Consider the following 11,788-nt stretch of genomic DNA (forward strand, 5'->3'; position numbering starts at 1 on the left):
ATGCCTGATCTCCTGATCGAACTCTTTTCCGAGGAAATTCCCGCCCGCATGCAGGCGCGCGCCGCTGCGGATCTGAAGCAATTGATGACTGATGGTATGGTCGAGGTCGGCCTGACCTATGGTGGCGCTCATGCGTTTTCGACACCACGGCGTTTGGTGTTGGCAGTTGATGGCTTGCTGGCGCAAAGCCCGACCGTGCGCGAGGAGCGCAAAGGCCCCCGTACGGATGCACCACAAAAGGCGATCGAAGGCTTTCTGCGCGGGGCAGGGCTCAATCGCGATCAACTTGAGGAACGCGAAACCCCCAAGGGTAATGTGTTCTTTGCCACCATAGAAAAGCCCGGCCGCCAGGCCGAGGATATCGTTGCCGAGGTGCTGGAAAGGACCATCCGCAATTTCCCGTGGCCCAAGTCCATGCGCTGGGGCGCAGGCAGCCTGCGCTGGGTGCGCCCATTGCATTCGATCCTGTGTATCCTGACGACGGAAGAGGGGGCGGAAATTGTCCCTTTCAACCTTGATGGAATTACTGCGGGCAAGGTCACACAGGGCCACCGCTTCATGGGGGGTGCCCCCTTTGCCGTCACTGGCTACGACGATTACGCGGCCAAGCTCAAACGGGATCACGTCATTCTGGACGCTGGTGAGCGCGCCGATCACATCTGGCAGGACGCGACCAACATGGCCTTTGCCTCTGGCCTCGAAGTGGTTGAAGATAAAGGGCTTCTGGCCGAAGTTTCAGGCTTGGTGGAATGGCCTGTGGTGCTGATGGGCGAGATCGGGGCCGAGTTTCTTGACCTGCCTTCGGAGGTGCTGCAAACCTCGATGAAGGAACATCAGAAGTTCTTCTCGGTCAAGAACCCCAAGACCGGTCGCATCGAACGCTTTGTCACCGTCGCCAATATCGAAACCGCCGATCAGGGCGCGACCATTCTGGCGGGCAATAAAAAGGTGCTGTCGGCGCGATTGTCGGATGCGAAATTCTTCTGGGAAAATGACCTGCGGGTGGCCCGTTCGGGCATGGGCGCGTGGCTCGACAAGCTCGACAATGTAACGTTCGAGCGCCAGCTTGGTACCCAAGCGGCGCGCATTGCTCGCATTGCCCGACTGGCTCGTGCGCTGGCGCCTCAGACCGGTGCTGACCCAGACCTGACCGAGCAGGCAGCAAAGCTGGCCAAGGCCGATCTTAGCTCGGAAATGGTCTATGAATTCCCTGAATTGCAAGGGCTCATGGGCCGCTACTATGCCGAAGCTGCCGGCCTTCCCGCCGAGGTCGCCAAGGCTGCCGAGGAACACTATTCGCCGCTCGGCCCGTCCGATGATGTGCCCGAAGGTGCGGTCTCGCGCGCAGTGGCGCTGGCAGACAAGCTCGACACTCTGACGGGGTTCTGGGCAATTGATGAAAAACCCACCGGTTCCAAAGACCCATTTGCGCTGCGACGCGCGGCATTGGGGGTGATCCGGATTATTCTTTCCGGCGAATTGCGGCTCAAGCTCGATCAGGTGATTGATGCCCATCTGGTATTGCACAAGATTGGGCTTAACCGCGTCAAGGCTATGAGCGGCGAGATTGACACGCTGGAAGAGATCATCGACGAGATTTCCGAGCATGGCGTTTTCGGCGCTGCATTTCACTCTGTGCTCGACAGGATAGAGACCCGCGACGGCGCGCCCGATACCGGCGATGGCTCGCTTCTGCGCGCAGTGGGCAATGACATACCAGAGCTCTCCAGCGATCTTTTGGCCTTCTTCCATGACCGGCTCAAGGTTTATCTGCGCGATCAAGGGCTTCGACATGATGTGATCGATGCGTGTCTCGGCTTGGACGGTGGTGGGGATCTGACCATGCTGGTCAAACGGGCCGAGGCTCTGGGCGCGTTCCTCAAGACGGATGACGGCGACAATCTTTTGCAAGGCTACAAGCGTGCAAATAACATCCTGTCACAGGCAGAAGAAAAAGACGGTGTCGAATACAGCTTTGGTGCAGATGTGAAATTTGCAGAAACCGAAGAGGAAAAGGCACTTTTTGCCGCGCTCGATGCCGCACAAACCCAAATCGATGCCGCGATGCAGGCCGAGGATTTTGCTGCCGCGATGGCCGGAATGGCCGGTTTGCGTGGCCCGATCGATGCGTTCTTCGAGACCGTGCAGGTCAATGCTGACAATCAAGTGCTGCGGCGCAATCGGCTCAACCTGCTGTCGCGCATTCGCACAATCTGTTTGCGCGTGGCGGATCTCGACAAGATTCAGAGCTAAGAAGCTGGCCTCGCCGCCTTTGCGGCGGGCCACCTGCGTCATCGGTTTGGTAGCCCGACAGTCACATCGGTGGACCATCGTGTCAAACCAGACATCCGCCCCAAAAGATGCTGGTCCATGCGATGAGTTGAACCCGTGGCGCAGATTGCCGTCTTATAGAGTGGCACCCTTGGGGGCTTATAGAGTGGCACCCTTGGGGCATGAGACAACTTCATCGTCATCATTTCAGAACGCCGTGGGCTTGCCCCTTGTAAGAATGGAATGCGGGCGTATGCTGCGCGCATTCCAGAGGGTGCCGCAGTGCAGCAAGACGACAAGAATATAACCGTGATAACGCCCAGCGCGCCGATAACACCGGCGACACATGGTGGGCGGGCAAAATGCCTTCAACGTTTGGTGCGACTTGATCTGCCTGTGCCTGAGACGGTGGCGCTTTCCTTTAAGGCAGTACACCGGATCGCAGCCGGAACCATGCCAAATATGCAGGCGTTGCTGGAACCATTCGGTTCGACACCGCTATTGTGCGTGCGCCCCTCGTCCGAAGACCCCGATTGGGGTGGGCCGGGGGCTGTGTTGAATATTGGGATGAATGATGCCGCTTATGTGGAACTGGCTGATCTGCTGGGGCCAGAGGCGGCGGCAACGCTCTATATGCGGTTTGTGCAGGCCTATGCCATCCATGTCGCTCGGCTTGATCCGGATGTGTTCGACGACCTGACAGAAACGGGAAAAAAGGGACTTTCCGAGGCCTTGGCGCTCTATGAAAGTGAGGCAGAGGAAGTGTTCCCGCAAGATCCGGCGGTTCAGCTTGCTGCGGTATTGCGTTCGATGGCGCGCGCGTGGGAAAGCACCACGGCTCGGATATTGCGCCAGGCCAAGGGGGCGCCCGCCAGCGCAGGTCTCGGGCTGGTGGTACAGCGCATGGCGTTGGGCTTCGGACAAGGTGAATGTGGTTCCGGTGTGGTCCAACTGGTCAATTCGCAAACCGGACTCGAACTCATGACCGGGCGCTATCTAAGCCAGAGTCAGGGGCGCGATGCTCTGAAGGGCGAGGCATCGCTCTTTCTCGAACGCGATCAGCGTGGGCCTTCGCTTGAAGAATTGGCACCTCAGGCATTTGCCGATCTCATCGCGCATACCCGACTGATGCGTCAGCGTCTGCGCGAAGAAATGCAGGTTGAATTCACTATAGAAAACGGAAAGGTCTGGTTGCTTGATGGTGTGCGCGTCCCGCGTTCGGCCCAGGCGGCGGTGCGGATCGCAGTGCGGTTAGCCGAGGATGGCATCATCTCGAACGACGAGGCTTTGATGCGGATAGAGCCGCGCGCTCTCAATGAGCTCTTGCACCGGCAGGTCGATCCTGCCGCCAAGCGCGACGTGTTGGCCAGTGGTATTGCCGCCAGCCCCGGTGCAGCCTGTGGTAGGATTGTCTTTTCGGCAGCCGAAGCACAAGCCAGCGCTGCACGTGGCGAGGCCTGTGTCTTGGTGCGGCGTGAAACTTCTCCCGAGGACATCCGCGGCATGCATGCGGCCGCTGCGGTTCTAACCGAACGCGGCGGCATGAGCTCGCATGCGGCGGTAATTGGGCGCGGCATGGGGCTACCCTGTGTTGTTGGGGTTTCAGCCATGCAGTTTCAGCTTGGCAAGAAGGTATTGATTGCGCCCGACGGCCGGTCGTTTCGGGAAGGCGACCTGATCACCATCGACGGCACCCACGGTCAGGTGTTGGCCGGCGAACCGCCTTTGCTCGAAACCACTCAGGACGACGCATTTCAAACTCTGATGTCGTGGGCTGATGATGTGCGTGACATCAAGGTGCGCGCCAATGCCGACACGCCGACCGACGCCCAGACCGCCCGCAATTTTGCGGCTGAAGGGATCGGACTTTGCCGCACCGAGCATATGTTCTTTGAACAGGATCGACTGGTGGTGATGCGCGAGATGATCTTTGCCGACACCTCCGAGGATCGCCGTGCCGCATTAGATCGGCTTTTACCGATGCAGCGCGCCGACTTCACCGAGCTTTTTCGGATCATGAGTGGTCAACCAGTCTGCATCCGCCTGCTCGACCCGCCCTTGCATGAATTCCTTCCACATGATCGTGCGGGACACCGTGAATTGGCGGAAGCGCTCGATCTTCCCTTGTCGGACGTGACGCGGCGGGTGGAAGCTTTGAGCGAATACAACCCCATGCTGGGCATGCGCGGCGTGCGTCTTGGGGTCACAATGCCCGAGATCTACGACATGCAGGCGCGTGCAATCTTTGAGGCGACAATTGAAGCCAGCCGAGAGGGCGCCCAAGTGGTTCCCGAAATCATGATCCCGCTGGTTTCAGCCAAGCGCGAGGTCGAGATTGTCAAAGCCCGGGTTGATGCTGTTGCCGCTGCGGTGCGCAACGAGACCGGTCACAACTTCACTTATCGTCTGGGCGTTATGGTCGAAACTCCGAGGGCGGCGCTTAGGGCGGGCGAAATCGCACCGCACAGTGCGTTTCTCAGTTTCGGCACCAACGACTTGACCCAGATGACCTATGGTCTATCGCGTGATGACGCAGGGCGGTTCATGTCAACTTATGTGCAACAAGGGGTCTATCCAGAAGATCCGTTCCATACACTGGATACGGACGGCGTTGGAGAACTCTTGACTATTGCGGCGGAGCGTGGGCGCGCGGTGCGTCCGGATCTGACCTTGTCAATCTGTGGCGAACATGGCGGCAGCCCCGAATCAATAGCATTCTGCCGAAATGCCGGTTTTGACTATGTATCCTGTTCTCCTTTCCGCGTTCCGGTGGCGCGGCTGGCTGCGGCACAGCTCGCTGTGAGCGACAAGATACGGTAGTCATGAACGTCCTGGCTCCAATACTTGGCGGCGCGCCATAGCGCCTGCGGCGCAAACGCCGCCTTGGCAGAATGCGACGAATCACCTCTACTGGACGAAATGTGAAAATTCGATTAAAACCCGTGCTTTAACGGGGTCTTCTGATCCAAAGCTTGACGTTGCTTGGGGGCAAGAAAATGCGGATTGTTCTGACGCTGCTGATCGGTGTTGGCCTAAGCTTGCCTGCGCAAGCCGACACTTCGGTGAAACAACTTGTCAGCAAGGAAAAGCGTGCGCTTGGGATGATCCCATCTGATCAACTCGATTCCTTGCTGAAGCGTCCGAATTCAGCGGGATCGGTTACCTATAGTCAAAATTGGGTTGCCGCTCAGCCAAAGGCAACAGGTGGGGCGCAATGGCGCTGTCTTGCCGAGGCACTCTATTTTGAGGCGCGCGGTGAAAGCATCAAGGGCCAATTTGCGGTGGCGGAAGTGATCCTCAACCGGGTTGATAGCCGCCATTTCCCAAATTCGATCTGCGGTGTCATCAAACAGGGCACGGGGCGAAAATATGCCTGTCAGTTCACTTATACCTGTGATGGTCATGGCGAAGTGATCAACGAACCGGCGGCCTTCTCACGTGTGGGCAAGATTGCCAAGACGATGCTTACCGGTGCTCCGCGTCCCTTGACCAGTGGTGCGACCTACTATCACACCAAGGCTGTGCGCCCGAAATGGTCGCGCAAATTTACCCGGACCGCTACCATCGGCGTGCACCATTTCTACCGTAGTCCGACCCGCCTGTCGCAGAACTGACGCGACACTTTACCGCAAACGGATCCGCGGTGACGGCCCTAACGGAATCGGGCCGAGCGTCACGGCGCCATCTTTGAAATCCAGCGGCAGGTCGAGCGTTTCGGAGTTGCCGGAAAGCTGCGCCGCCAGAGACAGGGCCTGTTCGGCATGGCCCACCAAGCGCTCGGAAAGCCAACCCATCTGGCGTATGATCGCAATGATGTCGCGCCAATTGCGTGCTTTGATCGTCAGCCGTCCTGTGGGCCGCCCGGCATCGTCAATTTCAAGTGTGCCGGCCAAGGCCAGTTCGAGCGCGCCCCATTTCGCTTCGGCTAACCTCACCTGAATGCGCGCGGGTTGCGGGCGTTGTTGTTCCAGCGCGCGCAAGTCCCAGGGGCGGGTGAACTTCACCGACATATCGGCGCGCAGCGCATCAAGCTGGCGCGGCAGGGTGCCGCCCGTGCGCAAAGTGACGCCAGAGGGCTGGGGCGGGATGACCCCATCAGCGTTCAGCGCAAAACGGTAGTCCCCCGTCGCTCCTTCGAGCCGGGAAACAGCAACCTGAATGCTTTCCAGCGTCACAATAGTGTCGCCCGTGCTGATCGCCATTGCGTCGGCAACGAGGTTGGCGCGTTCCAGTGGCAGATTTGATTCCGCAGCCATCACCAGACTCGCACGCATATTTTCGCTGGCGATGTCATATTTCGCATTCGGGGTCGAAAACTGCTGAGATTTTGGCCAAACGGCGATGATGTGGTTGGGTTTGTAGGTTAGTGCGAAGATCTGAAAAAACGGAGCTGCCCATGCCAGGCCGGTTTCCGGATCAGCCAGCATCGGCTTCTCAAAGGTCGTGTCTACCCGGTTGGGAAAGCCTTTGATCTCTAGCGAAGCATAGTCTGCCTGCCAGCCCTCGGCGCGGCGTGTTTCGAACCAAGCTTCGAAGCCTGCCCGTGCGCCTTGCGCTGCCACATACCAATAGCCAGCCCAGAGCGCTGCGCCAACAAGGATGATAACAAGCAAACGTTTCATGCAAAGCCCTCTTTCAAGCCGACGCGCCTTGGTGTTTACAAGGCGGTGCAAGCCGGGGGAAGTGTTAACCGGGGAAACTGGGAGAGGACCTGCGACATGGCCATGTGGGTATTTGGTTACGGATCGCTTATCTGGAACCCAGGGTTTGAAACGGCAGAACGCAGCATCGCTCGGTTACCCGGCTATGCTCGGACCTTCTGTATGCGCTCGATCCATCATCGCGGCACAACAGACAACCCCGGCCTTGTGCTGGCGCTTGATGAATATGAAGACCATGTTTGCGAAGGTGTCGCGCTCAGGGTGCAAAGCGGGCAGGAGGCTGCAGTACTGGACTACCTGCGTGAGCGCGAGTTGATCTCTTCGGCATATCTGGAAAAGCGGCTGCAGGTTATCCTAGCCGATGGGCGAATCGAAGAGGCTCTGGCCTATGTCGTCGATCCTGATCACGTGCAGTATTGCGGCGGGCTTGATCTGGAGGAACAGGCTCAGATCATCGCCCGCGCAGAGGGCGGCATGGGGCCAAACCATGAATATCTTTTGAACACGCAGTCCCATCTCACAGAACTAGGGATAATCGACCCTGAGATTGATTGGCTAGCCCGGCGTGTGCGCGTCATGCTGTGATCAACGCAACCAAGCATGCGCGTGATGCGACCTTGATGGCGTGAACGCTTTTCCTTGGCTTGTCCGTCTCTTACCCTTATCATCGAATGCAAAGAAACAACGTGTCAGGAGCTGTGCCGCGATGGACCAGCCGGACCTCGAGGCCGAGCCGCAATTTTCCCACCCCGTTCGTCAGATCGTGATGATGCTCATCGTGCTGGCGCTCTCTGGTGTTGGCGTGTTCTTTGCCTTGCCGCGGGTATTGCCGGTGTTTCTGGCCAACCCCTATCTTAACGGTTTCATCGGGTTCGTTTTCATCATCGGGATGTTTGCCTGTTTTTGGCAGGTCTATCAGATAAGCCGCTCGGTGCGCTGGATCGAAGCCTTTGCTGGCGGGCGGGCCGAGGCCGAAGGCGTGCGTGCGCCACAGCTTCTTGCACCGCTCGCAACTCTGCTTCGCTCGCGTGGCGCGAGGATGCAGATATCGTCGAGCTCCGCCCGTTCAATCCTCGATTCCGTAGCAACCCGTATAGATGAAGAACGTGAGATCACCCGCTACCTTGTCAGCATGCTGATCTTCCTCGGATTGCTGGGCACGTTCTATGGGCTGGCCACTACAATTCCTGCGTTGGTTGATACGATCCGTTCGCTGGCTCCGCGTGAGGGCGAAGGCGGTGTCGAGGTGTTCAGTCGGCTGATGACGGGTTTAGAGGCGCAACTGGGGGGCATGGGTGTGGCCTTTGCCAGCTCACTGCTGGGGCTTGCCGGGTCGCTTATCGTGGGGCTTCTGGAGCTGTTTGCGGGGCATGGGCAGAACCGGTTTTACCGCGAATTGGAAGAATGGTTATCTTCGATTACCCGGCTGGGGTTTTCCACGGGTGATGGTGACGGTGCAGAGCATTCCATTATCGCCGGGGTCGTTGATAACATGGCCGAACAGATGGAAGAACTGCAGCAGATGTTCACCCAATCTGATGTTAGCCGGGCGATGGTTGATGAGAAGTTGGGCCATTTGGCCGACGCGATCGAACGCATGACCTATCGGATGAGTGATCAAAATCCGGTTAATTCTGCGCTCATGCGCGTGGCCGAGGGGCAGGAGGCGATTCTGGAAGAGATTCGCCGAACCAGAACGGGCGCGGGTGAAGCCGGGATCGACGCCGAAAGCCGCATGCGTCTGCGGTCGATCGACGTCCAGATGCTGCGCATTCTGGAAGAGATCAGCGCCGGGCGACAAGAAACCATGGCTGAGTTGCGCACTGATATCAACGCGCTCGTGCGGGTGCTGAGCGATCCGTCGAAAAACAGGCCGCGCGGAGCAAAGTCACATCCGCTACACACTTCCGGCGACACGTCGACGCGCGAGGAGGGCTGATCCATGGCCCTGTCGCGGCGCTCTGGGCAACGGTTTCAAGCTTCGATCTGGCCGGGTTTTGTTGACGCGATGACTGGCTTGTTGTTGGTGCTGATGTTCGTGCTGACGATCTTTATGGTGGTGCAGTCCGTTCTTCGTGAAACCATCAGCGGCCAAGAGAACGAACTTGATGCGCTTGCTGGCGAGGTGGCAGCGTTAGCCGATGCGCTGGGGTTGGAACAACGCCGCTCCGAGGGGCTTGAAAACCGGGTTGGTGAGCTTTCGGCGACGATTGACAACGCGCGGGATCAGGCCGCACAGCAGGCCGCGCTGATTGCCTCGCTTACAGCCGAGCGCAGAGCGCAGGACGCAGCGCTGGAGCAGGCTCAGGGCCGTATTGCCAGCTTCGAAGAACAGGTGGCCGGGCTCTTGGCTGCGCAGAATGCGGATCGCTCAACGATTTCGGACCTTGAAGCGCGCCAAACTACGCTTCTGAGCGAGCAGGAAGCGCTGAACCTCGCGCTTGCCCAAGCGCGCAGTGAAATCGACGCCGGGGTCGAAGCCGCAAGGCTGGCTGCGGCCAGGCGGAATGCCCTCGAAGCGCTGGTCGCTGATTTGCAAAGCGAGAAATCTGGGCTTGAAGAGCGGCTGAGCGATGAAGAAGCCGGAAGGTTGGTCGAGGCCGCCGCCGCCGAGGCGCTGCGCGAAAAGCTGAAGGAGGCTGATGCCGAACTGACCTCCATGACGCTTGCATTGGAAAAACAGCGTAAAGCCGCGGAAGACACGCTGACCCTTCTTGCCGCTGCTGAGGCCAGCCGCGATGATCTCGACTTGCGCCTTGCCGCGACCTTGTTGGAAGCCGAAAACACGCAGACGGCCAATGAAGCACGCCTTGCAGCTCTTGAGGCGGCTCTGGCCGAAGCAGACAGGAATATCGCAGGGCTTGAAACACGTTTGGCTGCCTCAAAAGGGGCGCTGGATTCGGCGGAGAAAAACCAGCTATCGGAACAGTCGCAATTTGAGGCGCGACTAGCCGCTGTACAGGCAGCGCTTGACGATGCGCTTGACGAAAAGAGGGCATTGGAAACCAACCGCGCCAGTCTGGAAGATCAACTGGCGGCGGCCGAAGCTGCGCTGGCTGCTTCAAAAAACCAGATCAGCGCGTTAGCCGATCAAAGTGCAACCGAACGTGCCGCACTAGAGGCAAGGCTGGTCGCTGCGCTGGCCGATATTGAAACCGCAAATGCAAAAGGGGCAGATCGTGACGCTCTGAGGGAGCAATTGCGCGCCGCATTGGCGGCCAAACTGGCGGCAGAGCAGCAAGCCGAGCGTGTCCTGACGGAATCTGAGACCCGCGCCGCGCTTTTGTCGGCGGCGAAAGACGAACTGGCAAACCAGAAAGATATTTCGACAAAGGCGCAGCGCCAGCAAGCCTTGCTTAATCAACAGGTTGCGGCTCTGCGCGGACAATTGGGCAGCCTTCAGGCGTTGTTGGACGACTATAAGGCGCGGGATCAGGCAGCCCAAGTGCAGCTGCAGTCTCTTGGTTCGGATCTCAACGCCGCGTTGGCGCGCGCCGTATCGGAAGAACGCAAGCGGCGCCAACTTGAAGAGGCCGAGGCCCAAAGGCTGGCGGAAGAAAAACGCAGGCTTGAAGCCGAGAACAAGAATTTGGAGAAGTATCGTTCCGAGTTTTTTGGGCGCTTGCATGATGTGCTGGGCAATCGTGAAGGCGTTCGCATCGTCGGTGACCGCTTTGTCTTTTCCTCGGAAGTGTTGTTCCCGCCTGGGCAAGCGGCTCTGACTTTCGCAGGCGAGGAACAGATCGCCCGCGTTGCGAGCCTGTTACAGGAGGTGGCGCGTGATATTCCCGACGGTATCGACTGGGTCATTCAGGTCGACGGCCATACCGACGATACTCCGCTTTCGGGGTTTGGTGAATTTGCCGACAATTGGGAGTTGAGCCAGGCGCGGGCGCTTTCGGTGGTGCGTTTCATGGTTGATGCGCTGGCCATTCCGCCGGAGAGGCTTTCTGCAAATGGCTTTGGAGAGTTTCAACCCGTGGCGGAGGGAAACAGCGACGAGGCCCGTGCGCAGAATCGACGAATTGAGTTGAAGCTGACCGAGCGTTAAAGGCGCGCATGGCCCGAGTGCTGTTTGGACTTATCAAAACGGCATTTGAATGTCAGTTGGGCAAAGGGCAGGGTGAGCTTTAGCGAAACGGGAGCACGCGATGCCGGCCTTGAAAGCAACTGATTTTTACGGCGAGGTTACTTGGCTCGGCTGTGTCCCTGACAGGCAGGCGGCGCTGTCTTCGAAACCGTTGAAGAAAGCCGAGCTTGATTGGGGAGGGATTGTCGGCGAAGCGCATGGCGGTATGTCGCGCGCGTCCTGTTTGCGGGTATTGGATCAGCATCCGCGCGGCACCGAGATCGGCAACACGCGACAGCTTTCTATCCTCTCGAATGAGGAACTGGCCCAGATTGCTGCGACTATGGAGCTTGAAGGGTTGCTTGATCCGGCGTGGTTGGGCGCGTCAATGGTGATTTCAGGACTGCCTGATTTGACGTATTTGCCCCCCAGTGCGCGGCTACAGGCCCCGTCAGGTGCAACGCTGGTAGTTGATATGGAGAACCGACCCTGCCAATTGCCTGCCAAGGTTATTGACGCAGCGCATCCCGGATTTGGCAAGCGGTTCAAGGCCGCCGGAAAGGGCCTGCGCGGTGTCACCGCATGGGTTGAGCGTCAGGGGAGTATCGCGTTGGGGGATCGGCTGCGTTTGCATGTTCCGGACCAACCTGTCTGGCCGCATCTTGCTGCGGCGCGTGGGCTTTGAATCGCGGGAAAACGTGATCTTCGTGACTTGATGTTTCCAATTGTAAACTGCGACTGCACCGCCGCCGCAACCGAGGCCGAATATGTCGGATTCGAAACGCGC

At 58.7% G+C, this 11,788-nt stretch carries 8 protein-coding genes; 7 read left to right on the forward strand and 1 reads right to left on the reverse strand.

What is annotated here, in order from left to right:
* The 3 genes from glyS (at position 1) to LZG00_06660 (ending at position 5,885) form a co-directional block, all read left to right on the forward strand.
* The gene (glyS, locus tag LZG00_06650) at positions 1–2,253 is read left to right on the forward strand and encodes a glycine--tRNA ligase subunit beta (GenBank protein MCF3593674.1); all 2,253 of its coding nucleotides are present in this window, start codon (positions 1–3) and stop codon (positions 2,251–2,253) included.
* A gap of 261 nt (positions 2,254–2,514) precedes the next feature.
* Positions 2,515–5,091, forward strand: coding sequence for a pyruvate, phosphate dikinase (gene ppdK / locus LZG00_06655; GenBank protein ID MCF3593675.1), 2,577 nt, complete (start codon positions 2,515–2,517; stop codon positions 5,089–5,091).
* A gap of 176 nt (positions 5,092–5,267) precedes the next feature.
* Positions 5,268–5,885 (forward strand): cell wall hydrolase, encoded by a 618-nt coding sequence (locus tag LZG00_06660; protein MCF3593676.1) that lies wholly within the window; start codon positions 5,268–5,270, stop codon positions 5,883–5,885.
* Positions 5,886–5,894: 9 nt separating this feature from the next.
* Here LZG00_06660 and LZG00_06665 read toward each other — a convergent pair whose 3' ends face one another.
* Positions 5,895–6,893 carry a DUF2125 domain-containing protein gene (locus LZG00_06665; protein ID MCF3593677.1) on the reverse strand — a complete coding sequence of 333 codons (999 nt, stop codon included), beginning with the start codon at positions 6,891–6,893 and terminating at the stop codon, positions 5,895–5,897.
* Between the two features lie 96 nt (positions 6,894–6,989).
* Here LZG00_06665 and LZG00_06670 point away from each other — a divergent pair, with 96 nt between their 5' ends.
* The 4 genes from LZG00_06670 (at position 6,990) to LZG00_06685 (ending at position 11,686) form a co-directional block, all read left to right on the forward strand.
* Positions 6,990–7,517: a gamma-glutamylcyclotransferase gene (locus LZG00_06670; protein ID MCF3593678.1), complete on the forward strand. Its 528-nt coding sequence runs from the start codon at positions 6,990–6,992 to the stop codon at positions 7,515–7,517.
* A 121-nt stretch (positions 7,518–7,638) separates the two neighbouring features.
* A complete protein-coding gene (locus tag LZG00_06675; protein ID MCF3593679.1) occupies positions 7,639–8,871 on the forward strand; it encodes a biopolymer transporter ExbB in 1,233 nt (410 codons plus the stop codon).
* A gap of 3 nt (positions 8,872–8,874) precedes the next feature.
* Positions 8,875–10,983, forward strand: coding sequence for a peptidoglycan -binding protein (locus LZG00_06680; protein ID MCF3593680.1), 2,109 nt, complete (start codon positions 8,875–8,877; stop codon positions 10,981–10,983).
* A gap of 100 nt (positions 10,984–11,083) precedes the next feature.
* Positions 11,084–11,686, forward strand: a complete 603-nt coding sequence (locus tag LZG00_06685) for an MOSC domain-containing protein (GenBank protein MCF3593681.1) — start codon at positions 11,084–11,086, stop codon at positions 11,684–11,686.
* The last annotated feature ends 102 nt before the right edge of the window (positions 11,687–11,788 follow it).

The organism is Rhodobacteraceae bacterium LMO-JJ12 (assembly GCA_021555075.1).
GTDB lineage: Bacteria > Pseudomonadota > Alphaproteobacteria > Rhodobacterales > Rhodobacteraceae > JAKGBX01.